Annotated in this window: 20 protein-coding genes; 10 read left to right on the top strand and 10 right to left on the bottom strand. The window is 68.3% G+C overall.

What is annotated here, in order from left to right:
• The first annotated feature begins 581 nt into the window (after window positions 1-581).
• The 5 genes from JF781_RS18435 (at window position 582) to eccCa (ending at window position 9,286) form a co-directional block, all read left to right on the top strand.
• On the top strand, window positions 582-1,430 hold the full coding sequence (locus JF781_RS18435; protein ID WP_225327974.1) for a DUF5631 domain-containing protein: 849 nt from the start codon (window positions 582-584) through the stop codon (window positions 1,428-1,430).
• 252 nt (window positions 1,431-1,682) lie between these two features.
• Complete coding sequence (locus JF781_RS18430; RefSeq protein WP_255642041.1) at window positions 1,683-2,468, top strand: hypothetical protein; 786 nt, start codon at window positions 1,683-1,685, stop codon at window positions 2,466-2,468.
• Window positions 2,469-2,741: 273 nt separating this feature from the next.
• A complete protein-coding gene (locus tag JF781_RS18425) occupies window positions 2,742-3,578 on the top strand; it encodes a transglycosylase (RefSeq protein ID WP_225327992.1) in 837 nt (278 codons plus the stop codon).
• Between the two features lie 2 nt (window positions 3,579-3,580).
• A complete protein-coding gene (gene eccB, locus JF781_RS18420; RefSeq protein WP_225327972.1) occupies window positions 3,581-5,068 on the top strand; it encodes a type VII secretion protein EccB in 1,488 nt (495 codons plus the stop codon).
• 3 nt (window positions 5,069-5,071) lie between these two features.
• Window positions 5,072-9,286 (top strand): type VII secretion protein EccCa, encoded by a 4,215-nt coding sequence (eccCa, locus tag JF781_RS18415; protein ID WP_225327971.1) that lies wholly within the window; start codon window positions 5,072-5,074, stop codon window positions 9,284-9,286.
• Here eccCa and JF781_RS18410 read toward each other — a convergent pair.
• Both JF781_RS18410 and JF781_RS18405 read right to left on the bottom strand, forming a co-directional pair.
• Window positions 9,267-12,122: an RND family transporter gene (locus tag JF781_RS18410; protein ID WP_225327970.1), complete on the bottom strand. Its 2,856-nt coding sequence runs from the start codon at window positions 12,120-12,122 to the stop codon at window positions 9,267-9,269. The genes eccCa and JF781_RS18410 overlap by 20 nt on opposite strands.
• Complete coding sequence (locus tag JF781_RS18405) at window positions 12,115-12,495, bottom strand: hypothetical protein (protein ID WP_225327969.1); 381 nt, start codon at window positions 12,493-12,495, stop codon at window positions 12,115-12,117. The genes JF781_RS18410 and JF781_RS18405 overlap by 8 nt, the downstream gene beginning before the upstream one ends.
• Before the next feature lie 133 nt (window positions 12,496-12,628).
• Here JF781_RS18405 and JF781_RS18400 point away from each other — a divergent pair, with 133 nt between their 5' ends.
• Both JF781_RS18400 and JF781_RS18395 read left to right on the top strand, forming a co-directional pair.
• Window positions 12,629-13,846 carry a sensor histidine kinase gene (locus JF781_RS18400; RefSeq protein ID WP_225327968.1) on the top strand — a complete coding sequence of 406 codons (1,218 nt, stop codon included), beginning with the start codon at window positions 12,629-12,631 and terminating at the stop codon, window positions 13,844-13,846.
• Window positions 13,843-14,499 (top strand): response regulator transcription factor, encoded by a 657-nt coding sequence (locus JF781_RS18395; protein WP_225327967.1) that lies wholly within the window; start codon window positions 13,843-13,845, stop codon window positions 14,497-14,499. Before JF781_RS18400 ends, JF781_RS18395 begins: the two co-directional genes overlap by 4 nt.
• A 5-nt stretch (window positions 14,500-14,504) precedes the next feature.
• On the opposite strand, the gene JF781_RS18390 is transcribed toward JF781_RS18395, so the two are convergent.
• The 5 genes from JF781_RS18390 to JF781_RS18370 form a co-directional block, all read right to left on the bottom strand.
• Window positions 14,505-14,765 carry a hypothetical protein gene (locus tag JF781_RS18390; protein WP_225327966.1) on the bottom strand — a complete coding sequence of 87 codons (261 nt, stop codon included), beginning with the start codon at window positions 14,763-14,765 and terminating at the stop codon, window positions 14,505-14,507.
• A gap of 184 nt (window positions 14,766-14,949) precedes the next feature.
• Entirely contained in the window at window positions 14,950-16,278 is a 1,329-nt protein-coding gene (locus tag JF781_RS18385) for an SRPBCC family protein (protein WP_225327965.1), read from the bottom strand.
• 12 nt (window positions 16,279-16,290) lie between these two features.
• Complete coding sequence (locus tag JF781_RS18380; RefSeq protein WP_225327964.1) at window positions 16,291-18,051, bottom strand: amidohydrolase family protein; 1,761 nt, start codon at window positions 18,049-18,051, stop codon at window positions 16,291-16,293.
• Between the two features lie 126 nt (window positions 18,052-18,177).
• The gene (locus JF781_RS18375; protein WP_225327963.1) at window positions 18,178-19,314 is read right to left on the bottom strand and encodes an ecdysteroid 22-kinase family protein; all 1,137 of its coding nucleotides are present in this window, start codon (window positions 19,312-19,314) and stop codon (window positions 18,178-18,180) included.
• A gap of 102 nt (window positions 19,315-19,416) precedes the next feature.
• A complete protein-coding gene (locus tag JF781_RS18370) occupies window positions 19,417-20,037 on the bottom strand; it encodes a TetR/AcrR family transcriptional regulator (protein WP_225327962.1) in 621 nt (206 codons plus the stop codon).
• 121 nt (window positions 20,038-20,158) lie between these two features.
• Here JF781_RS18370 and JF781_RS18365 point away from each other — a divergent pair, with 121 nt between their 5' ends.
• The gene (locus JF781_RS18365; RefSeq protein WP_225327961.1) at window positions 20,159-21,295 is read left to right on the top strand and encodes a hypothetical protein; all 1,137 of its coding nucleotides are present in this window, start codon (window positions 20,159-20,161) and stop codon (window positions 21,293-21,295) included.
• Window positions 21,292-22,371, top strand: coding sequence for a phosphotransferase family protein (locus JF781_RS18360; protein WP_225327960.1), 1,080 nt, complete (start codon window positions 21,292-21,294; stop codon window positions 22,369-22,371). The genes JF781_RS18365 and JF781_RS18360 overlap by 4 nt, the downstream gene beginning before the upstream one ends.
• A 13-nt stretch (window positions 22,372-22,384) precedes the next feature.
• Here JF781_RS18360 and JF781_RS18355 read toward each other — a convergent pair whose 3' ends face one another.
• Together JF781_RS18355 and JF781_RS18350 are read right to left on the bottom strand one after the other, a co-directional pair.
• Window positions 22,385-22,855, bottom strand: a complete 471-nt coding sequence (locus JF781_RS18355) for an ATP-binding protein (RefSeq protein ID WP_225327991.1) — start codon at window positions 22,853-22,855, stop codon at window positions 22,385-22,387.
• Window positions 22,856-22,888: 33 nt separating this feature from the next.
• Window positions 22,889-23,266, bottom strand: coding sequence for an STAS domain-containing protein (locus JF781_RS18350; RefSeq protein WP_225327959.1), 378 nt, complete (start codon window positions 23,264-23,266; stop codon window positions 22,889-22,891).
• Between the two features lie 347 nt (window positions 23,267-23,613).
• On the opposite strand from JF781_RS18350, the gene JF781_RS18345 reads away from it, so the two are divergent.
• Window positions 23,614-24,507, top strand: a complete 894-nt coding sequence (locus JF781_RS18345) for a fructose bisphosphate aldolase (RefSeq protein WP_225327958.1) — start codon at window positions 23,614-23,616, stop codon at window positions 24,505-24,507.
• A gap of 22 nt (window positions 24,508-24,529) precedes the next feature.
• Here JF781_RS18345 and JF781_RS18340 read toward each other — a convergent pair whose 3' ends face one another.
• Complete coding sequence (locus JF781_RS18340) at window positions 24,530-25,609, bottom strand: DUF190 domain-containing protein (RefSeq protein ID WP_225327957.1); 1,080 nt, start codon at window positions 25,607-25,609, stop codon at window positions 24,530-24,532.
• Window positions 25,610-25,800 lie beyond the last annotated feature (191 nt).

The raw sequence follows: 25,800 nt of genomic DNA, 5'->3' as shown, positions 1-25,800 counted from the left end.
GGACGGGGCACGGTGGCGGTGGTCCGGGGGTCTCGCAGGCCGGGTACGGACATGGTCAGGGTGGGACGGGCCAGGGTGGGCTGTCGACCGTTTCGCATAGTCTCGGAGCGGCAACTGGGTCCGCGTCGGGTCCTCCGGCGATAGGTTCTCCAGTTCAGGGCGGCGGTATGTCAATATCGCCGGCTGGACTCGGGCAGGGCCCGCAACCGAACTTGGCTCAATCGTTCACGTCCGGCTTCGCGACGGGCCAGGCGACAGGCCCTGGGGGGCAAGCATTTTCGTCGGGTGCGTTTAACGCGTTCGATGGCGGGCCACCTCAAACTTCGCAGGGAATACCGGCGGTTGCACCGACCGTGCCCAGCGCTGGAGCGTTCATCGCGGCAACGCCTCCCGTTGATGCTCCCCCGGCAGCAGCCCCGGCCCCGATGACAACTGGCGGAGCCACTCCGGTAGCGCCGGCGATGATGACCGGGGGTTCGTGGTCACCATCGGCAGCGTCAGTGAGCGGGGCGTCGATCCCTTCAGGCTCGTTGCCCGCCTACGGATCTGACCTACGTCCACCCGTTGTGGCGCCACCATCCATGCCGTCCGCCCCCGCTGGTCCGATTTCGGGTGCGCCGGTAGCGCCGTCGCCGGCGTCGACCCCGTCGGCGGGTGGGCCGCTGGTCTCGCCGGTGGAGCGGACTGCGTCCGGGGCCGCCGCGCAGGCCGGCACGGGCTCGTCTGCGATGGTCAGCGCATCGGCAGCGTCCGCGGCAACGGGCGCGACCGCCGGCGCGGCGTCCGCAAGGAACGCCGAACAGCAGCGGCTCCAGCGGCTCGTCGATGCGGTCGCTCGTCAGGAGCCGCGACTGTCATGGGCGGCCGGCCTCCGCGATGACGGCACCACCACGCTGCTGGTCACCGACCTCGCCGGTGGCTGGATTCCGCCCCATGTCCGGTTGCCCGCCCACGTCACGCTGCTCGAGCCGTCGGCGCGACGCCATGACGCCAACGTCGTCGACCTGCTCGGCGCCATCACGGTCGCGGCCGCCCACCACGCCAACACCTATGTCGCAGAGCCGGGTTCCGACGAACCCGCGCTCAGCGGCGATCGGCCGGCTCGCTCGGCCGTGCCGCACGTCGATGAGCTCGGCCCGACGTTGGTCGAAGCGGTGCGCCGCCGCGACGGTCTGCCGCGGATTGCGCAGGCCGTCGCCGCGCCCGCGGTGCGAAAGACGGGTGTGCTGGAAAGCGAAATCGAGATGTTGCACGAACGCGTCGCCGACATTCAGCACTCGGTAATGACCGCATATCCCAATCACGATCCAGCGGCCGTCGGCGATTGGATGCTTTTAGCATCGATCGAGGCGTTGATCGACGGCCACGAGTACCTCACGAATTACCATCTGGCCTGGTTCGAGGCGATCAGCCACCGCGGTGGTTCGTAGCGCGCCCCAATGTCGGGTGAATACCGTTCGCGGCGTCTTATGCCAAAATGACGGTACGAGCAATCGAAACTGCCTGAATAGGCACCGGACGGTTGCGGGCGCTGCGAATGGGGCGGAGGTGCGATCGTGGGCGGTCCCGGCGGATCCATCCGATCTGATTTGCCAACTACCTTGGGGCTGGGCAGCGGGCCGCCAGCGTCGATCCCGAGGCCGGGTCCTGCTGCGCCAGGTGACCCATCGCCCGTCGGCGGTATGCAGGGCGTAGTCGGAGCAGCCGGCAACGCCGGCGTCCCGCAAGACGCCGCAGACGCCGAAGCAGCCGATGCGGACCGGCGCGCACATGCCGCCGACGCCGCGGCGAAGTTCCCGGCCAATGAAGCAAACGGGCAGCAAGAGATGCAGATGATCCAGCAAATGCTGTCCAGCGTTACGGGCGCGATGGGCGGCGCGATGGGCGGCGTCATGGGGCCGATGACCCAGCTTCCCCAGCAGGCGATGCAGGCCGGCCAGAGCGCCCTCCAGCCCCTGATGAGCGCGGTTCAGGGCGCTCACGGCGCGGCGTCCCTCGCCGACAGCGCGCACCTGGTCGACAGTGTCGGAGCCGGCGGCGCCGGCCTCGGCGGCGGTTCCGGCGGCGGCGCCGGCCTCGGCGGTGGCGGCACGGTTCCGGCCAGCTCGCTGGGCCCGCCGCCGGTGCCGACATCGTCGCCACCGACCACCCCCGCAGGGGCCAAGGCTCCGATTATGCCGGCCACCGGCGGCATGCCCGCCATGCCCGGACAGACGGGAATGACCGGGATGCCGATGATGCCGCCGGGCGCGATGGGCGCCGGTGGCGAAGGCGGCAACAAGGCCAAGCCTGTCGAGAAGCGGGTGACCGCTCCGGGCGTGCCCAACGGCCAGCCGGTCAAGGGCCGCCTGACGGTCCCGCCCAGCGCGCCGGGCAGCAAATCCGGCGAGGCCAAGCCCACGGTGGTCACCAATAGGCCCAACCGGCGGATCGTGATCATGCCGTCCGAGGACGAGCCGAAGGACTAACCCCAGTCCGCCAATAGGTGAGTGGTCGGGTAGATCGCCCGGCAGTAGTGTCGCTACGTAATCGCGGCCGGCCGATCCCAAGTCATATTGGATTGCCCGTTATTGACAGCAGAACTGTCGATACGTGCATGCTATGAGGTACGTCTGCAGCGACCGCGGAATCCGCGGCCAGGAGGGTGTGGGAGTACTAGCTCGAGTGTCCGGCAAGGATGCGGCGCCGTGGCGGCGCACAGGTGGATTGGGGCGGGGAAGTCGATGACCGATCCCCTGAGAATGCAAGCTGTCGCGGCGCTGGCCCGCGCCCACAACCTGTTCGCGGGCACTCCCGTCAGTCCGCGCATCGGTGACGTCGCCGAGCAGACCGACGCGACATCGCACCACGCCGCAGGGCTACCCGAGGCAGCGTCCGCACGGTCGGGCGCCTCGATAAAGCTGCTAAGCCACTCACGCCACGCCGACCGGACGCTGGGAGCCATCCTCGCGGCCGCGCGGGCCGATCACGCGCACGGACGGGCGGCGACGCGCACGGTGCTGGAGGCCGCCGAATCGGACGTGACTCCGGCCGCCGATACGCCGATGGGCCGGCGTGAGGCCATGGCGCGCACGGCGAAACGGCTGCGGTCCCAGCACCGCCACATCACCACATCACGACGGCGGGCAAGGCTGCTCGCGCGGCGACTGCGACGCCTGCACTACCCGCAGAGGCGGTCGATGCACAGAAATCACGCCAGCGGACGCGCGGCGGTCTTGGCGGCCATCCGTAAAGCTTTGGATATCAAAGGCATTCATAACCCGGCGGCGCGCGCCCGTTGGGAACGCGGCATGGATCTGGTGGCCCGCCGCGAGTCCAACTACAACGCCAACGCCATCAACAACTGGGATTCCAACGCGGCGCGGGGAACCCCCAGCAAGGGCGCCTGGCAATTCATCGCGCCGACCTTCGCGGCCTATCACCAGCCGGGCACCTCGCGCGACATTCACAACCTGGTGGCGCAGGCGTGCGCGTTCATCAACTATGCGATGGGCCGTTACGGGGTTGCCGCCGACGCGTCGAACCTCGCCGATCGGATTCAGCAGGCCGATCCTCACCGAGCACCCAAGGGGTACTGAGCATGCCGCTGAGTTTGTCTAATCGCGACCAGAACTCTGGGCACCTGTTCTACAACCGGCGGCTGCGGGCGGCCACCACCCGCTTCTCGGTGCGCATGAAACACGATGACCGCAAGCAGACGGCGGCGCTTGTGCTCTCAGTGCTCCTCGTGGCTATCGCGTCGGGCTGGATGCTGCTGCTGAATGTGCTGAAACCCACTGGCATCGTGGGTGATTCGGCGATCATCGGCGACCGTGATTCCGGGGCGATCTACGCCAAGATCGACGGCCGGCTCTACCCGGCGCTGAATTTGACGTCCGCACGGCTGGCGACGGGGACGGCGAATCAGCCGACGTGGGTGAAACCCGCCGAGATAGCGAAGTATCCGACCGGGCCGCTGGTCGGTATCCCGGGGGCGCCGGCGGCGATGCCGGTGCATCGGGGTGCGACCTCGGCCTGGGCGGTGTGCGACACCGCGGGACGCCCGCGCAGCCCCGAACGGCCGGTGGTGACCTCGATCGCCGGCCAGCTCGACGCCTACGACCGCGCCACACCGCTGCGCGACGACGCCGGGCTGCTGGTCACGTTCGAGGGCAACACCTACGTCATCTGGGGCGGCAAACGATCCCAGATCGATCCGGTCAACCGGGCGGTCACGCTCAGCCTGGGGCTCGACCCGGGAGTGACGCTGCCGGTGGAGATTTCGCGCGCCCTGTATGACGCGCTGCCCGCGACCGAACCGCTCGACGTCCCGCAAGTACCCCTGGCGGGCACCCCGTCGACGTGGGTCTCGGGGTCACAGGTGGGCGCGGTGCTGCAGGCCCAAACCGCCAGCGGCGGAAAGCAGTTCTACGTCCTGCTGCCCGAGGGAGTGCAGAAGGTCACCAGCTTCGTGGCCGACCTGTTGCGCAGCGCCAACTCCTACGGGTCGACGGCGCCGCGCGTGGTGACCCCCGATGTGTTGGTCAACATCCCCGAGGTGTCCTCGCTGGCCGTCGACTACTACCCGACCAAACGCTTGAACTTCATTGACACCGCGGCCGATCCGACCACGTGCGTCGGCTGGGAGAAGGCCTCGACGGATCCGCGGGCCCGCGTCGTCGTCTATAACGGGCGCGGCCTGCCGACACCGTCCTACCTGGACAACAGAATCGTCCATTTGGTGCGTGACGATCGCGACCCGGCATCGGTGGTCGCCAACCAGGTGCTGGTGTTGCCGGGTGCGGCGAACTTCGTGACATCGACCAGCGGCGTGGTCACCTCGGACTCCCGCGAATCGTTGTTCTGGGTGTCCGACAACGGGGTTCGGTTCGGGATAGCCAACGACGAGACGACGCTGCGTGCGCTCGGGCTTGATCCGAGCTCGGCGGTGCAGGCGCCCTGGCCGCTGCTGCGGACTTTCGCCTCGGGTCCCGCGCTGTCCAGGGAGGCAGCGCTTTTGGAGCGTGACACCGTGCCGGCGCTGGGCAAGGTGGCTGTGGTGACGACATCGGCGAAGCCGGGAGGCTAGAGAATGTCCAAGAAAGCGTTCCCCATCAACCGCGTCAGGATCGAGCCACCGAAACCGGTTCGGGTGGCACCCAGCGCGCCGATCGCGCTGCCGGAACGCGAGCCGCGCAACATCTGGGTGATGATCGGCGTGCCGGCACTGATCGTCGCGCTCATCGGCACCATCGTCATGCTCTACGTCTCCGGCGTCCGCAGCCTGACCACCGGCTTCTTCCCGCTGATGGGCATCGGCGCGTTCAGCATGCTGGCGTTCTCCGGCCGCTTCGGCCGAGCCCGCAAGATCACCTGGGGCGAAATGGAAAAGGGCCGTCGCCGCTACCTGCGCGACCTCGACGGCAACCGCGACGAAATCCAGAGTGCGGTGTGCGCGCAGCGTGAATGGCAGAACTCCGTGCACTCCGACCCGCGCGGCCTGGGCGCCATCATCGGCGGCCCCCGCATGTGGGAACGCGGACGCGCCGACGCGGACTTCCTGGAGGTGCGGCTCGGCACGGGCGTGCAGCACGCACCGGACTCGGTGCTCTCGGTGACCTGGCCCGACATCGCGTCCGACGAGGAGCTCGAACCCGTCACCGGGCAGGCGCTGCGCGATTTCATCTTGGAGCAGCGCAAGATTCGCGACATCGCCAAGGTGGTGAACCTGCGGTCGGCGCCGGGATTCAGCTTCGTGGGCGAGGATCTGGACCGGCTGCGCTCACTGATGCGCTCGGTGCTGTGCTCGCTGGCCGTGTTCCACAACCCGCGCGACGTCAAGCTGATGGTGGTGACGCGCAACCCCGAGGTCTGGTCGTGGATCGTGTGGCTGCCGCACAACCTGCACGACGAACTGTTCGACGCGTGCGGCTTCCGGCGCCTGGTCTTCGCCACACCGGAGGAACTCGAAGAGACCCTGGGCGCCGAGCTGCACATGAAGGGCAAGCGCGGCGCCTGGACGCCGCTGGCCGCGGCCAGCCCCACCGCCATGGGATCGGCCCTGGAAACCGGCACGGACACCGTCGATTTGGGCCCGCACCTGGTGATCGTCGACGACAACACGGGCAGCCCCGATGCCTGGGAGAGCGTCGTCGGCCAGGTCGGCAAGGCCGGAATCACCCTGCTGCGCATCGCCTCACGCGTCGGCACCGGCGTAGGCTTCGCCACCGACCAGGTATTCGAGCTCAGCGAGCGGCACAGCTCACCCAACGGCTCGGTCAACGGCGAGGTCGCCCTGCACCGGAACGGCTCGGACTCCGACGGGGAGGACGGCCGCCCGGCCCCCCTGCTGCGCGTGCGCAACAAGTTCTTCGCCCACGCCGACCAGCTTTCGGTGCACCGCGCCTACCGCTACGCGCGGGCGATGGCCCGCTGGTCACCTACCAGCCGCAGCGAGATCGCAGATTCCGTCAGCGGCGCAACCGAATTGCTGCGCGCGCTGGGCATCAGCGACCCGCGCGAGCTGGACGTCGACCGGCTATGGGCGGAGCGGCGAGGCCGCGGCGACGAGCGCTGGTGCGAGGTCCCGGTCGGGGCCAAACCCAACGGCGAGCTGCAGAACATCACCATCCGCGCCAAGGACTTCGGCGGCTTTGGGTTCCACTCCGTGGTCATCGGCACCAGCGGCTCGGGCAAGTCGGAGTTCTTCTTGTCGCTGGTCTACGGCATCGCGCTGACGCACTCGCCGGAGACGTTCAACGTCATCTTCGTCGACATGAAGTTCGAGTCGGCGGCCCAGGACATCCTCGGCATCCCGCACGTAGTGGCCGCGCTGTCCAACCTCGGCAAGGACGAACGCCACCTCGCCGAGCGGATGCGCCGGGTCATCGACGGTGAGATCAAACAGCGCTACGAGCTTTTCACCTCGGTCGGCGCACGCGACGCCAACGACTACGAGGAGATCCGGCTCGCCGGGCGCGACCTGCCCCCGGTGCCGGTGTTGCTCGTCATCGTCGACGAGTATCTGGAGCTGTTCGCCAACCACGAGAAGTGGATCAACCTCATCATCCACATCGGCCAGGAAGGCCGCGGCGCCAACGTGTTCTTCATGTTGGGCGGCCAGCGCCTGGACCTGTCCTCGCTGCAGAAGGTCAAGTCCAACATCGCCTTTCGGATCGCGCTGCGCGCCGAGTCCGGCGACGACAGCCGCGAGGTGATCGGCTCGGACGCCGCCTACCACCTGCCGTCGAAGGAGAACGGCTTCGGCCTGCTGAAGGTGGGGCCGCGCGAGCTGGAGCCGTTCCGCTGCTTCTACCTGTCAGCACCGTTCGTGGTGCCGAAGACCAAGGAAGTCGCGGAGACGGTCGACATGACCCTGACCAAGCCCCGGCTCTACAACTGGCAGTTCCAGCCGTTGGACGCGGCGGACGCCACGGCATTGGAAGCGGCCGCCGCCGTGGACGCCGAGCCCGACGAATTCCTGTACTACGACGACGGTTTCAAGCGGAAGAAGGTCGTAGACGTGCTGCGAGAGTCGCTGCGGAGCGTGCCGCACCGCGCCCCGCGCCGGCCCTGGTTGGAACCGCTGGAAGAGCCCGAGCCCATCGACACCCTGGTCGCCGGGTATCGGGGCAAGCCGTGGCACGTCGACTACGGGAGCAACCCGGGCCTGATGTTCCCGGTGGGTGTCATGGACATCCCCGAAGAGTCCAAGCAGATCGTGCACGCGGTCGACGCGCTGCGCAGCAACGTGATCGTGGTCGGCGCCAAGCAGCGCGGAAAGACGACCACCTTGATGACGCTGATGTGTTCGGCCGCAACGATGTACAGCCCCGCGCGCGTCACGTTCTTCTGCATCGGCGGGGCGACCCTCGCCCAGGCCGCATCGCTGCCGCACGTCACCGACATCGTGTCGCCCAAGGACGCCGAGGGCATCGAACGCATCTTGAGCAGCATGGACGCATTGATCGATGCCCGCGAAGATTCGTTCCGGCGGCTCAAGATCGACCTCGACGGATTCCGCGAGCGCCGCTTCGGGCCCGGGAGCGACGGGCTGGGCGGCACCGACGCCAATGATCCGTTCGGCGATGTCTTCGTGGTGGTGGACGACTACGATGACCTGTATTCGAAGGACACCGTCCTGGGAGACCGCATCATCTCGCTGAGCAGCCGCGGTCCCGAATACGGGGTGCACGTGATGTGCAGCGCCGGCGGCTGGATTCACGGGCAACGGCAGAGCCTGCTGCAAAACGCCACGGCGCGAATCCAATTGCGGTTGGCCGACCCGAGCGAGAGCCAGATGGGGCACTCGTCGCTGGAGTCACGGGACGCGGCCCGTCGGACGCTGAGCCGCCCCGGTTTCGGGCTGACGGACAGCTTGCACGAGCTGCGGGTCGGTGTGCCGGCGCTGACCGACCCGGCCACCGGGGCGATTGTCAGCATCGTCGACGTCGGTGCCCGCATCGCGGACGTCGCCGGCGTGACCAAGCACGCAACCCTGCAGCGACTGCCGCAGCGGGTGGAACTCAAGGCGATCCTGGAATACGAGGCCGCCCACCCGACAGGCGACGACCTGTCGATCTCGTTTGCCATCGGCGAACGCCACGAACTGGGGCCGGTCCCGATCAAGCTGCGCGAAAGCCCGGGCGTGATGATCCTGGGCCGGCAGGGCTGCGGAAAAACCTTGTCGCTGGTTTCAATTGGCGAGGCGATCATGAACCGCTTCAGCCCCGACGAAGCCCAGCTGACCCTGATCGACCCCAAGACCGCCCCGCACGGCCTGCGCGATCTGCACGGGCCGGGCTACGTGCGCGCCTACGCCTACGACCAGGACGAGATCGACGAGGTGATCACCGCACTGGCTCAGCAGATCCTGCTGCCCCGGCTGCCGCCCAAGGGCCTGAGCCAGGAGGAACTGCGCGCGCTCAAGCCGTGGGAGGGTGCGCGGCACTTCGTGCTCATCGACGACATCGGAGACCTGCGCCCCGATCAGAGCTACCCGCCCAAGCCGCCAGTGGGAGCGGCGTTGTGGAAGCTGATGGAACGCGCCCGCCAGATCGGCCTGCACGTCTTCACCACCCGCAACAGCGCGAACTGGGCGACGCTGCAAATGGATCCGTGGATCAGGTTCCAGAACTCGGCGAAAGTGGCCCAGCTCTATATGGATAACGACCCACAGAACCGGATCAACCGCAACGTTCGCGCCCAGGCGCTCCCGCCGGGGCGTGGTCTGCTGGTGAGCGCCGACGGCGACGTCGAGGGCGTGCTGGTCGGACTGCCGTCGTCGTTCACACCCCCGCCGCAGTAAGCGGCAGCGGCTCGGGCGTTTTCACCGCCTGGGCCACGGCGCGACGGGGGAGCGGACTCGGCCACCAGAACCACCGGCCCAGCAGGGCCACGATGGACGGCACGATGAATGCCCGCACCACCAGGGTGTCCAGCAGCAGCCCGACCGCGACGGTCGTGCCGATCTGCGCGACGCTGAGCACGCTGCTGGTCAGCAGCGCCAGCATGGTCAGCCCGAAGACGATGCCGGCGACGGTGACCACTCCGCCGGTGCCGCCGAAGGCCCGGATGATTCCCGTCTTGAGGCCCGCCGCCGCTTCCTGTTTGATCCGCAAAGCGAGCAACAGGTTGTAGTCCGCGCCGACGGCGATCAGCGCGATGAACGCGAAGGGTCCCACGGCCCAGTGCAGGTCCTGATGGAGAAGGTGCTGCCAGATCAGCATGCTGGCGCCAATGGCCGATGCGTAGGAGGTGACCACGGTTCCGACGACGACCAGCCCCGCGACCGGACTGCGCAACATGGCCGTGACGATCAAGAAGATGAGGACCAGTGCGGCGCCTGCCAACAGAGTGGCATCACTGGCGACGAAGCGCTGCAGATCCGCGGTCACCGGGCCGACGCCGGCGAGGTCGACTTCCGTCGGGGTCAGCGTGCCCTCCTTGGTGGCCTCCTTGATGGCGGCCCGCACCTGGTCGGCGCGTTTGGCGCCGTCCGCTCCCCACTCGGAGCCGTCACCGTAGACCAAAAGGTAAGCGGCACGCCCGTTCTCGGAGATCAGGTGGCCCAGCACGGCGGTGTACCGGGGATCGGTCAGCGCCCGTTGCGGCATGTAGAAATCCGCCGCGGCGCTGCCCCGGAATTGCGTGGCGATCTCGTTCATGTAGTCGGTCAACTGACGCATCTGCGGCCCGAGCGTATCGGTGAGCGCGAGCAGGTCATGGGTGGCCGAACGCGCCTGTCCCAACGCCCCTTTCATCGCCGACACGCTTTGCGGCAAGCCGGCCATCGCCGCGGCGGCGGTGCTCGAGCCGCTGGTCAGTTTCGTCGCGCCGGCATCGAGTCGCGCGGAGGTCTGCACCAGGCTGTCGACGGGTTGCAGCACCCGGTCCAGCGTCGAGCAGATCGGATTGGCGGCGCAGTCGGGGGTCCGCCCGACGAAGTCGCGCAGCGGGTCGAGGTAGCCCGACACCGTCGTGACATTGCGCTGCAATCCGTCCATGCCGGCGCGCATGTCGTCGGCGGCGCCGGACATGTCGGCCAACCCCGCACTGCCGCCGCGCAACCCGTTGCCCAGACCATCGACCGCAGCCTGTGTCTGCGCCAACGCGCCGTCCAATTCGGAGACCCGCTGCAGACGCCGGGTCAGCGAGTCCATGGTGTCGCCGAACTGACGGCCGAGCACACCCGCCTGATAGCTGAGCGTCGCTTGTTCGGGCACCTTGCCATCGGGACGGCTGGCGGACTGGACCGCTCGCACACCCGGGACGGCCATGATGTGGCGGGTGATCCGCTCGATCGCGATCAGCCCGGCCGGGTTCCGCAAGTCGTGATCGGCCTGGATCGCGACGACGTCGGGCAACAGCGCGTTCGCGGCGAAGTGCCGGTCGGCGCTGGCATAGCCGCGGTTGGAGTCGGTGGACGATGGCGTGGCGGCGGGCTCGTTGAACCCGACGCGCATCCCGGCCACCGGCAGCGCGATCAGCACGGTCAACCCCAGCGCGGCCACCAGGATCGGCCCGGGCCAGCGCGCCACGGCGGTGCCGACCCGGCGCCAGCGCCGCGCCGTCCTCGACGGCCGCGGTTCGAGATATCCCCGTCGCACGGCCAGTCCCATCAGCGCCGGCGTCAGGGTCAGCGCCGCCACCATAGTCGCCAGAATGCCGATGGCGCAGGGTAATCCGGCGCTGCGGAACGAGCCCACCTGCGCGAACACCAGGCATGCCAGTGCCACCGACACGGTCAGCGCCGAACCGATCACGACCGGCGCGATGGAACGGTAGGCCTGCGTCAACGCCTGCCCCGGCGCGACGCCCCGGCGGCGGCCTTCGTGATAGCGCCCCACCAGGAAGATCGCGTAGTCGGTGCCGGCGCCCAACGTCATGGCCGCCATGAGAGCCACCGAAAACAGCGACACCTCAATCACATTGGCCTGACCCAGCGCCGCGACGATGGCGCGGGCCAGGGCCAGGGCGAGGCCGACCGATATCAGGGGAATCGCGGCGGCGACCGGCGAGCGGTACACGATCAGCAACAACAGCAGGATGAGACCGATGGTGGCGGCGGTGATTCCGAGCATCTGCCGGTCGATCGCGGAGAATTCGTCGACGATCGTGGCGCCGGGACCCGTGACATGGACTTCCAGGCCGGCCGGCGGCGAAAGCGTCTGGATGGCGGCGCGCACGGAGTTCACCGAATCGCGCGCCTGGGAGGTGCCGAGCATTCCGGCGAGCCGCACCATCACGCTGACGGCTCGACCGTCCGAGCTCTGCGCGCCGGCGGCCGTCGCGGGTTGCGACCAGAGATCGGTCACCGCATACACGTGACGGTGATCGGAACCCAGCTTCGTCGTCAGCGCGTCATAGAATTGCCGGTCACTCGGTGTCAGCCGCTGATTTCGTTCCAGCACAACGTAAACGAAGTTGTTGCTGGGCGTCTCGTTGAACAGCTGGGCCGCCCGGGCGGCGGCAACCGCGCTCGGCGCGTCGGGTGGCATGAAGGACCGGGCGTGGGTGTCGACGACTCGCTCCAGTTGCGGGACCGCCAGATTGGCGGTGGCCGCCGCCAGCACCCACAGGCCGACGATCAGGACCGCGTACCGGCCGGTCAGTCGCGCAAGCATTCCCGCTCGGTCATGCAACGGTCTGCCGATCGCCGGTCGGGCCGCCGAAGAGGCCGACGGCCACGTGTTCGCCGCGAGACAGCGACCGCACCCGGACCGACCGGCGCGAGCCGATCCTCACCAGCGCGTGCAGGCCGGGTTCGGCGGCCTCGAGATCGGCCCGCACCTGTTCGGCCGACGCGCCCTCGTAGGCCGCCTGGTCCAGCTTGGCCACCAGCATGGTGATCCAACGCTGGCCGAGCGACAGCATCAAGCCTTCCTCGTCGCCGAACAGCTCGGACACCTCGGATGAGTTGTCGATCAACGCGAGTGCCGCCTGCGGATCCGTCTCGGCGGCTTTGATCACCTCGGCCATGAAGGCCATGCGGTCGTGCAGCAGTGTCCATGTCATGACTCGACGTTAGGAATCCGGCCGCCGGCCGCGCGTCGTGCCGAAGTGCAGTCTTTGTCTCCTACCACGGGCGGAGACGGGTGCCGACCCCAGCAGGATGTGACGGGGCGCTCAGCTCTTCTAGGATTGGACAATGTTGCGCGCCGCAGCGGATCACGTGCGGGAGCAGCTTCGCCGACGCAGCGAGCTGCTTCCCGTCGGCATCACGTGGACGTCGCTGATCGCCGTCGACGTCAGCCTCGTGCTCGGCGGTGTGATCGGGACGCTGCAGCGGCCCGCGGCCGACCTGCCCGTGTCGCTGGCCGCGTTCGCCCTGGCCCTGTCAACCGAGCTGGCGTTCTTCGTCTTCAATATGAAAATCACGCCGTGGCCGTTGTGGGCGACCTGGTCGGCGGCCACCGCGCTGACGCTCTTCGGCACGTCGACGCCCATACAGGCCGATTTCGCACCGGCGCTGTTGGTGCTGATGGTGTTGTCGGTCGCGACGTTGGCCTCGGTGCTGGGCGGCTTGCTGGCCGCGGTGTCGGCGGCCGCGCTGTTGCTCACGGCGTCGGCGCTGCACCGCCTCGACGCGATCGCGTTGTACCTGGGTTTCGTCGCGGTGGCGTGGCTGCTCGGTTACGTGATGCGCGCCCAGCGGCTGCTGCTGGCCGAACAAATCGAGGCGCAGAATTTGTTGGCCGCGCACGCCGCCGCCGACGAACGCCGGCGCATCGCGCGCGAAGTGCACGACGTCATCGCGCATTCGCTCAGCATCACCCTGTTGCATGTGACCGGTGCGCGCCGCGCGCTGCAGCAGGATCGCGACGTCGACGACGCTGTCGATGCGCTGGAGCAGGCCGAGAAGCTGGGCCGGCAGGCGATGGCCGACATCCGCCGTACCGTCGGGCTGCTCGACAACTGGCCGACCAAAACGGCGCAGACCACGCCCGAACCCGGCATCGACGACGTCCCGGCGCTCGTCGCGGGCTTTCAGCAAGCGGGCCTGGCCGTCACGCTGTGCGTCGAGGGACCCACCGATCACGTGTCGGCCGCGGTGGGTCTCGGGCTCTACCGCATCACCCAGGAGTCGCTGGCCAACATCGCCAAGCACGCGCCCGAATCGAAAGCCAGTGTGGTGCTCGACATTTCGCCGGCGTCGGCCCGGCTCGCGGTCAGCAATCTGCTCCCGGCCGCGGTGGTGGCCGCGAGATCGGCGGAGGGGCGCGGCCTGCGCGGCATGCGCCAGCGCGTCGACCTGCTCGGCGGCGCCCTCGACGTCGGCCCGACCCCGGACGGGTGGTCGGTGCGCGCCGAGATACCGCTGCACGACGGCGACACCAGCTGGCGCCCGCGGTGGTGCAAGCTGTGACCGACCCGGGGCCCGAGATCGCCGTGCTGCTCGTCGACGACCAAGACCTGGTGCGCTCGGGGCTGCGCCGAATCCTGCGCCGCAAGGACGGTTTCGTCATCGTCGCGGAGTGCGCCGACGGCGACGAGGTGCCCGCCGCGGTGGCCGAGCATCGACCCGACGTCGTCGTGATGGATCTGCGGATGCGCCGCGTCGACGGCATCGAGGCGACCCGCCGGCTGGGCGGCAGGCCGCCGGTGCTCGCGCTCACCACCTTCAACGAGGACGAGCTGTTGTCCGGGGCGCTGCGCGCCGGAGCGGCCGGCTTCGTGCTCAAAGACTCCTCCGCCGAAGAGCTGATCCGCGCGGTGCGCGCGGTCGCCCGCGGAGACAGCTACCTGGATCCCGCGGTGACCTCGCGGGTGCTCACCACGTACCGCAAGGCGGCCCCCGGCCCGCGCGGCACCGCGATCGCCGAGCTGACGACCCGCGAGCTCGACGTCCTGACATTGATCGGCCAGGGCCTGTCCAATACCGAGATCGCCGGCGAACTCTGCATTTCCGGCGTGACCGTCAAGAGCCACATCGGGCGGATCTTCGGCAAGCTCGACTTGCGCGATCGCGCGGCCGCGATCGTGTATGCGTACGACAACGGCATCGTCGCCCCGCGCTGAGGGTGCTACAGCGGCGCCGACTGCTCGGCGAGGTTCAGCAGCACGTAGGCCATGCACACGAGGAAGTTCAGCACCACCATGACCAGGCCCGCGAACATCAGCGAACGGGTACCGCGTTGTTTGAGCCGCTTGTATCGCGCCGCGCGAGACTCGCGGTCGAGCTGAATCGCGATCAGCGCGAAATTCACGTTGATCAATTCGTGAGCGGCCAGCGGCGCGCCCGCCACCATTTCGCGCAGCCGCTCCGGTGCCGTCCGAACACCCACCCGCTCGAAACTGTGGCACAGACGGCGCGCCCGCCGTCGGCGGAGCGTGTGATACGGCAGCCGTAGTTGGCGCGAAAGTTGCCCTCGATCGTCCCCCCAGGGGTAAGACGGGGTCATCACAAGCCGGATTCTAAATCGCCCGGGGCCACTTTGGCCGTGTGTACACGAACTATGTTGCGAGAGGTCATTTCGCCGCGCCGCCGCTCATTTGCTGCGACGCGGGCAGGTCGAGGTAGCGCTCCAGGTTGCGGTGCATGTTGATCACGCGACGTTCCTCGCTGGACAAAACCAGATGCGTGAAGCCGGGCTGGTGCATGCCGCGCTGCAGGCCGGGGAGCACCGCGATGTCCTGGGTGAGCACGATGCCCGGCTCGGCCGCCTCGGCGGCCATCCGCACATCGGTCGGCTTGGTGCGCGGCGCGCCCGGCGGCATCCGGGTCATCAAGAACATCACCAGCTCGCCTTTGTCGGGGGAGGCGCCCGGTCGCGAACACATGACGGTGAGGTGGTCGGCGTTGGCTAACAAGGTCATGTTGGGGAACACGTTGTACTGGTGCAGTCGGGTCATTCGGTCGGTGTCAGCCCAGTTGAGATCGACGCCACGGCCCGCGGCGAAGGCCCGGGTTCGCTCGGCGATCAGTTCGGCCACCGTCTGTCCGGGGCGTCGTTCGTCGGCCGGGAAGGGCGTGCCCTCGGCCGCGCCCATCAGCGCGCCCTGGGTGTAGACGTAGGCGTCCCACACTTCTTCGTCGCTCAGCGCGCCGCCCAAGCGCGGGCTCGGCACGCCGTAGGGCTGATCCGACTTACCTGTGTGACCCCAAATCCGTTGCGGCGCATGGATATCGTCGACGCAACGCAGCAGTTCGGGGTGCAGGGTCTGGATGTGATAGGTCTCGCTGTAGCCGTCCGCGATCGTTTTCCAGTTGGCGTCGACGTCGACGGTGAGCGTGGCGTAGCAGCGGAAGTCCTCCAGATGGCACCAGGCGATGTCGTCGGGCACCGCCTCCAGGTACTCGATCAGGGGCATCGCGCCCGGGTCGAGGTTGACGAAGACGAGTCCCGCCCACGTCGCGACGCGGGCCGGTATCAGTGGGAAGTCGGACATGCGCAGCCCGCCGAAGCCCTTGCGGTTCGGCACCCGTTTCAGCGCGCCGGCCAGGTCCCAGGTCCACCCGTGATAGCCGCACTTGAGCTCGCGCAGGCCCGAACCCGAGCCGGTGCACAACGAATTGCCGCGATGCCGGCACACGTTCTGGAACGCGCGGAGCTCCCCGTCGTCGTCACGGACGATCAGCACCCCGTACGGCCCGCAGCGGTATTCGAAATAGTCGCCGGGCTCCGCGACGTGGTCGACCATGCACGCCAGCTGCCACACCCTCGGCCACATCCGCTCCGCCTCGAGGGCGGCGAAGGCGGGGGAGTAGTAACGCTCGGCCGGCACCAGCGTCGGGTTCTCCGGCGGGGTGCCGATCGCATCCTCGTCGACGTGCGAGCGGGTGCGCGCCGTTGCCATCGGGCGGAGCTCTCAGCGCGCTCCGCGGACCAGGCGTCCGGGCCTGGCCCCGGTGTCGACGTCGTTGCGACGGGTCACGGTCCCGCTGACGATGGTCGCCGCATATCCGCTGGCGCCCTGCAGGATCCGGTTTCCCCCGGCCGGCAGGTCGAAGGCCATCGCCGCCGGGTGCAGCCTCAGCGCATCCATGTCGATGACGTTGATGTCGGCCTTCTTGCCGGGCTCGATGGTGCCGCGGTCGGTGAGGCCGAACAGGTGGGCGGTGTCGCGGGACTGCTTGCGAATCACGTATTCCAGCGACAGCTTCTCGCCCCGCTTGCGATCCCGCGCCCAGTGCGTCAGCAGGAACGTCGGATACGAAGCGTCGCAGATCATCCCGCAGTGCGCGCCGCCGTCGGACAGCCCGAGCACGCCGGCGGGATGCAGCATCATCTCGCGGATCGCGTCGCAGTTTCCGTCGGCGTAGTTGAACATCGGCAGCATCAGCATGTTGGTCGCGTTGGACTCGAGCATGAGGTCGTACAGCGTGGACAACGGATCCTCGCCGCGGGCCTGGGCGATCGCCGCGACGGTGCGGTCGGGCGTCGGCTCGTAGTCGGGAGGGTTACCCAGGGAGTAGAGCCGTCCGAGCGAGTGCTGCACCAACGCGAACATGCCGTCGAACAACAGGGTCGGGTCCACGGGCAGGTCGTCCTCGGACAGGATCGCCGCCTTCACCGCGGGATCGGCGAGCCGCTGCGCGAGCTCCTCGCGGCCACACTCGGCCTTCAACCGGCGGTAGGTGGGGCGGTGGCTGAAGCCGTGATGGCCCTGGAAGCCGATCATCATGCCGAACGGGCGCGCCGCGATCTGCGGATACAGGCGGGCGCCCGCGGCGTGTGCGTCCGCGGACAGGTCCAGCATCTCGCGCCACAAGTTCGGGTCGGCGTCCACCTGGATCAGCGCGAACGACACCGGGCGGTCGATCTCGCCGCTGAGGCGCCGCATCCACTCCAGCTCTTTTTTGGGGCCGATGATGTCTTCGCCCGCGGCGCCCTGCGGGGCCAGCTCGAACACCGCCTGGCCGCCGGCCGCCATGGCGCGGCCCAGGCCGAACAGTTCTTCCTCCGCGGCGAACGTGCCGGGAACCGGTTCGCCATCCATCGCGCGGTGCCCCATCGTGCGTGACGTCGAGAAGCCCAGCGCGCCGGCTTCAATCGCCTCGCGAACCAGCCGGCCCATGGCCTCGATGTCGTCCGGGGTGGCGGGTTCGTTGCGCGCGCCTCGTTCGCCCATCGCGTAGGCGCGGATGGCGCCGTGGGCCACCTGGCTGCCCACGTCGACGGAGAACTTCTGCTTGCCGATCGCGTCGAGGTACTCCGGGTAGGTCTCCCAGCCCCAGGTGATGCCCTCGGTCAGCGCGGTGCCGGGGATGTCCTCGACGCCCTCCATCAGCTCGATCAGCCACTGCTCGGTGCCCGGGCGCACCGGCGCGAAGCCGACGCCGCAGTTGCCGGTCACGATCGTGGTGACGCCGTGGCCGCTGGACGGCTCCAGCAAGCCGTCCCAGGTCACCTGGCCGTCGTAGTGGGTGTGGATGTCGACGAAGCCGGGGGCCACCACATGCCCTGTGGCGTCGATGGTTTCGGCCGCCTCCCCGCCCATCTCGGGGCCGTCGGCGGAGCGGCGGACGACGTCGACGATCTTGCCGTCCTTGATGCCGACGTCGGCGCGGTAGCGCTCGGCGCCCGTGCCGTCGACGATGGTTCCACCGGTGATCTTCAGGTCGAACATGAGACTCCTCTTCGCCGCCGCGGGCTGTCTCGGAGGGCTGAGCGGAAGGCGCACAGCATTTCGCTACGGTAGGTAGCGTAACTCGTGGCGCGGGGAAGGCAATAGCTTCAGCCGAATTCGCGAGCCTTACAGAGAACTCTTCAGGGCGGCGACGGTCTCGAGGTCGTCGAGCGCGGCGACGCCGCGGCGCAGGCCTTCCATGGCGATCTCTTCGACCTGCATTCCCCCCATCCCGGTGGTGATCAGCGGGGCGACATAGGCGTACAGCGCGCCCTGGCGGAACCGCAGCCACAGGTCGTCGCGGTCCAGCTCGGGGCCGCCGGCCGCCACCAGCGCCCGCCGGTAGTCGTCGAGGAGGTCGCGTTGGCTGGCCCGCCGGTCCTCCGGGGTCAGGCTGGTGATCAGCGTGTAGGCGAGCTCGCGGGAGGGGTGCCCGCGTCGCACCGCCTGCCAGTCCAGCAGCCCGGCCTTGCCGCCGTGGAAGTACATGTTGCCGGGATGGGCGTCGCCGTGCATGACGGTGTGTGGGGGAGCGTCGATGAGCGCGGCCACGGCGCGGTAGTTGTCGGCGATGAAGCCGCCCTTTTCCACCGGAATCGTGGTGCGCTCGGCAAGCCGCTTGATCGAGCTGTGCATCAGCGAGCCGGTCAACAACGACGTCACGTCGCCGGACGGCGTATACAGCCAGCCCAGCGGCCCGCGCCCGTCGCGCGGCAGCCGCCCCCAGAACGTGGCGTGCAGCTCGGCCAACAGCTCGACGATGAGACCGGCCTGGTCGGCCGACAGCGGGTGCAAGGTGTCAGGGAACTCGCACGATTCGGCCGGCAGATCCTCCAGCACCAGCAGGTACCGGCCCGTCCACGGGTCGAACGCCGCGCCGTAGCAGTAGGGGACGCCGATGACCTGGGGCGCGAGCTCGCGGTAGAAGCGCACCTCGGTGTGCCCGAGCCGGCCGAGCTCACCCATCAGGCGGGTGGCGGCGGTCTTCGCCGCGACCTTGACGAACACCGACTCCGGGACGTCCTTGCCGGTCAGCACCAGCCGGGCCCGCGAGGAGGTGCCCGCGTCCCTGCTCAGCACGCGGACCGACCGGACGGTGGTTCCGATGACCCGGGAAAGGACCGCGGGATCGATCTCTTCGACCGTCCGCGGCAAGCCGAACCGGCCACCCACCACCGCATCGGCCACCACCCGGCCCGCGCCCCGGCCCAGGTGCGCGGCCAAGCCGGCGAAGGAGAAGGCTTGTCCCACAAGATTTTTCATATCCATCCACCCCGGTTTTCAGCCCGACCCCGCTGCCGCGTCAGCGACACCAACGCCGTCGGAGAAAACCAATCGAACGTCTGGACATCAGACAATAGACGATTATTGTCTGATCTGTGGAACCAGGGCCCTCACCACGAGCTGTTCGACGAATTCGCGTTTGTCGGCCGCGGGGCGGTAGCGCCACGAGGGCGCCAGCAGAAACAGGGTCGCGCTGTGCAACCACTGGACGATCGACCGGAAATCGACATCGGGGTAGAGCAGCCCCGCCGCTTTCCAGCGGTCGAGCAACGGGCCGTAATGCCGCAGCAGGAGCTCGACGATCGGTTCGGACCCCTTCTCGAGCGCCGAGGCCACCGCGGTGCTCTCGGCCGCGAACAGTGCTTCGTTCAGCGGGTTGCCGTCCACCGATTCCACGCGCGCCAGCACCATCTCGGGCACCGATCGCACGGGGTCGTCGGGCGCGGGCAGCGAGCGCACCAGCTCGTCGAGCGCGGTGTCGATACGCGCCAGCATCAGGCCCAGCAGGACATCGTCGCGGCCCCGAAAGTAGCGGTACACCGTCGAGCGCGACACCCCGGCCTCGTCGGCGACTTCGCCCATGCGGAACTGGGTGTTGCCGCGCCGGACGATGCAGCGGCCGGCGGCCTCCAGGATCCGTCTACGGGCCTCCTCGTCATCGAGGATCGCGCGATCGTCGCCCCACCGCCGGCTCGGTTCCATGGCGGCGATGTTACGGGATGCGTTGTGCGGCTTCGGTATCGGATGCCGATCCGGGCGGGCGGGAATCCTCCGACGAAACATGTTGCAGCGCAACGATAAACATAGCCAGAAGGGCCGATTGATGGCGTATTCCGCCGCGGACGAATCGTTCACCCACCAGCTGCCGAGCACGTTCGACCAGGTGCACAACACCGATCCGACGTGGTCGGATCGGTGCTACTTCTTCGCCGCATCACCGGACGGCACCATGCTGCTGGCCAGCGGCTACGGCAACAACCCCAACACCGGCAGCGGATTGGGCTACGTCAAGGTCAGCCTCGCCGACGGCCGGCACTGGGACCTGCTGTCCGGGCGGCCCGTCACCGGCGGGGACCGCGATGACCTGAGCGCCGGACCGATGCGCTGGACCTGCATCGAGCCGCTCAAGAAGTGGCGACTGGACGTCGAACCCAACAACTCCGGAATCGAGTGGGAGCTCTACTACGAACCCAGCGCCCCGATGTGGGAGCTGTTGCCCATGAAGGTGCGCGGCAAGGACGGTCAGATGTTGGCCGACATGTACCACATGAAAGAACCCGGGCGATGGAGCGGCTGGGTGACGATCGACGGCGAACGCATCAGCGTCGACGGCTTTCACGGCGGCCGCGACCGCACCTTCGGCGTGCGGGTCTCGGACAAGATCGACTTCTGGTTGTGGCTCGACGCCGGGTTCGACGACCATGCCATCGAAGCGTGGATCATCGAATCTGCTGACGGCACAGTGCATTACGTCGACGGGGGCATCACCTACGCGGATGGGAGGCTGTCGAAACGATTCGTCAAGATCGAGCACGACGTCGAATTCGACGGCGCCCGCAAGCGACCCACCCGCGCGGTGCTCGTGTTCACCGACGAAGACGGACGGGCCCATCGTGTCATCGCCGAGGCGCCCCACCAGCACGTCAACGCCTACTACGGGCTGCCGATGGCGCACTGCCAATACGAAGACCTGGGCGGCGGCGCCTACTTCATCCACTTCGCCTGGGACAGCAGCCATCCCGAGCAGCTGTCCGAGACCGAGAGCAAATCGATGGCGCTCGACCAGCTGATGCGATTCGAGCGCGACGGCGACACCGGTTGGGGCATCTTCGAATTGCTGCTGGGAGGCCAGGGCTATACCCGCTACCCCAACTGGACGGCGATGGACATGTCCGCGTTCACCCAGGACAAGACCCCGGTCGATCGCTTGCAGAAAGACGGCGAAGGGGCTCGGCGGTGACGCTGGGGGCCGATCTGGAACGGCGGCTGGGCGATTGGGTGCGCGCCCAGGTGCCCGATGCCGATGACCTCCGCCTCGAGGGCATCGATCGGGTGAGCTTCGGGCACTCGGCCGAGATGATGACGCTGCGCGTCGTCACCCGGCGCGCCGGCCAGGACGACCGGCGAGACGTGGTGTTGCGGCTGCGACCCCGGCCGCCCGCGCTGCTGGAGCCCTACGACCTCGCCCGCCAGTTCGCGATCCTGCGCGCGTTGGCCGAGACGCCGGTCCGGGTCCCGCCGGCGCTGTGGCTCGAACCGACCGGCGAGGTGCTCGGTCGGCCGTTCTTCGTGATGGAGCGGGTCGCCGGCGAGGTGTACGAAATGGAGCCGCCGGCCGGCGCCGCCGACGACACGGTGGTCCGGATGTGCCGGAGCCTGGTCGAACAACTGGCCGCCATCCACGCCGTCGACCTCTCCCGCACCGGGCTGCACGCCCTGGACGACGGCGCCAACCACCTGGACCGCGAACTGGGCCACTGGGCCGCGGAGATGAACCGGGTCAAGCGCGGCCGCCTGCCCGCGCTGGAGCGCCTCCATCGGGCCCTGCTCGCCGGCAAGCCCGACCCGTGCCCGAGGGTCACGCTCGTGCACGGCGACGCGAAGCCGGGCAACTTCGCCTTCATCGCCGGTGAGGTGAGCGCCGTCTTCGATTGGGAGATGACGACCATCGGCGACCCGCTCACCGACATCGGCTGGCTCGAGATGCTGTGGATGCAGCCCGTCGGGATCAACAGCCATCCCGCGGCCCCGGCCATCGATGCCCTGCTGGCGCACTACGAGTCGGCCAGTGGGATCAAGGTCGCCAACCGGCCCTGGTACCGGGCGTTCAACGCCTACAAGATGGCCGTCATCTGCCTCATCGGCGCGATGCTCGTCGAGGACGGCCACAGCGACGATCAAAAGCTCGCGCTCGCCGCCTACGGGACCTCGTTGCTGACCAAGGCCGGGCTCACCGAGCTGGGAATCGACGAGCCCGTCGACGACGGGCCGGTGCTGGCGCGCGAAGACCGCCTTGCGCAGGTGCTGGCCGGGTAGGCGGCGCGGGCGTTCAGGCGTTGCAGGCGGACCGGGTCAGGTTGGCCCAGGTCAAGGTGACGCGGGTGCCCTGCGGAGTGCGGTCGATGGCCGCTTCGTCGGCGAGCGCCTCCATCAACGGGATGCCGCGGCCACGCATCTGCCGGTGGCGCTGCGCCGGCATCTTCTGCCGCCACCGGCCGCGATCATCGACGGTCATGGCGAGGGTGTCGGCGGCGCCGTCGTAGGCCGCTCTGATGTCGACCGTCCCGCGCTGCGTCGCGTCGACGTAAGCGAACTCCGCAGCATTGGCGATCGCTTCGTTCACCGCCAGGAGCAGATCGCTGAAGCGGTCGTCACACAGCGTGAAATACCGGCTCAGCCACGCTGCGAACTCGGCGCGGGCCCGGGCGGCGCTGCGCGCGTCGGCCGCCACGCGCGTGCGCACGAACAGGGTGCGGTCATCGACGTTCGACGCGTGATGAGGCTGATCAGAGCGACCCATCGTCCCCAGGTGTGTCCGCACGCTAGTCGAGGCTCATTCCCCGGCGAGACCGCTCAGCGCGCCGTCGAGGCTGCTGTACAGCGCGAGCACGCTGTCAATCCCCATCAGCTTGATCGGCCTGCTCGTGGCCGAGCCGTTGGCGACGACCGCGAACTTCGTCGGCGGTTCGACCTCTGCTTTCGCGGTCACCAGCACGGTCATTCCCGCCGAGGCCAGGAAACCGACCTTGGACAGATCGACGATGAGCGCCGCGGGTTTGGTGGCCAGCGCGGTCTGGATGGCGTCGGCCAGGTGTGGGGCGCTCAGCATGTCCACTTCGCCCGAGACGGTGAGCACGACCGCCTGATCTACCTGGTGTTTGCCCACTTCAAAAGCGGTTGGATCGACGACATCGCCGGATTGTTCGCCCATGGTCCATCACTCACATTCGGTCCCGTGCGGGACACCGCTAGCTCTCGTACAGCCACTGCCAAATCCGGGGGCTGCTGATTCAACCCCTCGGGAACACGCTTGCCCACGGGGGAGATCCACCCCGTCGATCTGCGCTGCTAAGTGCAGATACAGCTACAAGTGTTTGGTCAATGGTAGGACACGCGGCGATCCCGCCTCAAAATGCTGCACGATTCCCGCCGCGCGGGCGGTCCGCGACGGCCTGTCTGCTCCGGTTGGGGCTGGCCGAATATGATCGGCACGATTCAGGCTTGAGCGCGGCGGCCTCCCCGGCCGGGTGCGCCCATTACGAGGGAGTGAAGAGTTCAATGTCGAACCAGCAGCAAGCGGACCGGATGACGTCGGGCAAGGGGTTCATCGCGGCGCTCGACCAGAGCGGCGGCTCGACGCCCAAGGCGCTGCGCCTGTACGGCATCCAGGACAGCGCGTACTCCTCCGACAAGGAGATGTTCGACCTCATCCACGAGATGCGTTCGCGGATCATCACCGCCCCGTCGTTCACCGGTGAGCGGGTGCTGGCGGCGATCCTGTTCGAACAGACCATGGACCGCGAGATCGAGGGCAAGCCGTCGACCACCTACCTGTGGGAGACCAAGGGTGTGGTGCCGATCCTCAAGATCGACAAGGGGCTCGCGGACGCGGCCGACGACGTCCAGCTGATGAAGCCGATGCCGGGGCTCGACGAACTGCTGGAGCGGGCCGTGGGCAAGGGCGTGTTCGGCACCAAGGAACGGTCGGTGATCGGCGGCGCCAATGCCGAGGGCATCGCCGCCGTGGTCGCCCAGCAATTCGAGGTCGCCCGCCAGGTTCTCTCGCACGGGCTGGTGCCGATCATCGAGCCCGAGGTCACCATCTCGATCTCGGACAAGGCCGAGGCCGAGAGCATCCTGCGCGACGAGATCACCAAGCAGCTCGCCGGCGTGCCCGACGGGCAGCGCGTGATGCTCAAGCTGAGCCTGCCCACCGAGGCCAACTACTACCGTCCGCTGATCGAACACCCGAAGGTGATGCGGGTGGTCGCGCTCTCCGGTGGCTACTCGCGCGAGGAGGCCAACGAGCTGCTGGCCAAGAACACCGGCCTGATCGCCAGCTTCAGCCGCGCGCTCACCGAGGGGCTCTCCGTCGACCAGTCCGACGAGCAGTTCAACACCACGCTGGACAAGGCGATCCAGTCGATCTACGACGCCTCGATCGCGGGCTGACTATCCCGATGGCGGCGACCCGCTAGTAGCGGTGCCGGGCCATGCGCGGCGGGCCCTGCCCGCTGTCGCCTTCGTCGGACACCAGCGCGGGCACCATCTCGCTGGTGACCAAGCCCTCGCGACTGGTCAATTCGTCGATGACGTCGAAGGATTCGGCGATGCTGGCCGGGGTGTCGATCACGATGGTGACCACGGGCACCCGGCGAGTCAGCGAGAACAGCTTGTCTCCATGGGGCGGGTGATCGCCGTGAAAACCCCACACACCGCGCAGGACGGTGGCGCCGTCCGCGGTTTTGGCCTGGCGCAGCCGCTGCACGATGGCCCGGTGAATCGGCACGCCGCCGTGGTGCGCCGATTCGGAGGTGTAGATCGTCAACTTCTGCCACAGCGGCAGGCCGTGTTCGTCGACCCCGGGCAGGGCGTGCGGCCGTTCCAGGAGTTCGCCGTCGCGCTTGCAGACGCGGACGCGTTCCAGGGTGAATATGGGCGTGCGCAGCAGCCCGGCGAGTTCCGGCAACACCCGGCCGATGCGCTCGCCGGAGCCGACGACGAGGATCATCATCGGAACGTCAGCGTTGCGGCCAAAGAAGTTGGCGCGCTGGCGTTCTCCGTGCGCGACACCGTCCACGCCCAACAGCACCGTGGCGCCGGCGAGGCCGCGCCGATGCATCAAATCGCAGAGCGCGATGTAGGCCGGCGCCCCGTTGACGCGTTGCTTGCGGCCAACATAGATCGTCAATTTGACGGCGTCGCCCGGGTCATCGGGTAGTTGCGGGGAACCGATGTCGTCTTGCAGGAGCCGCGCACGCTCCAAGGTGACGAGGCCGCGTTGTTTGATCGTCAGCACGGGGTCGAGCAGGGGCTCCATCTTCGTTCTGGTGTCGACCGCGACGATCACGACGGGCGGATCTTCGGACAGCGTCAACGACTGATCTGTGCGAAAGTGGCGCATGGTGCCGAAGCCGCTGATTCCGCGCAGCACCACGCTAGTAGCAATGCGGTGCTGCTCGTAGAGACCGAGCAGCACGTCGGAGACAAAACCATCGCCGGTCCGCCGGCGCTCCGCGAGATAGGTGGTGAGCTTCAGGCAGTCGTCATCCACCGCCGCACCTCAAGTATTGGTACACAAGAGCTTTCATGTCGCCATCGACGGGGACATCGCCCGGTCCCATCATTGCCCAGATACTACGCCCCGGAGCGGGGACGCAATCGACAACCGCGGTGGGACTCGCGAACGGTTCCTGGGTGATCGGGATTCAGGAGAACCGTTATGCCTCTGATGTTTCGGGCGTT

The sequence above is a fragment of the Mycobacterium sp. WUMAC-067 genome (assembly GCF_020217485.1).
GTDB lineage: Bacteria > Actinomycetota > Actinomycetes > Mycobacteriales > Mycobacteriaceae > Mycobacterium.
Note: the sequence above shows the minus strand (reverse complement) of the source record. Positions and strands in the feature narration are given on the sequence as shown.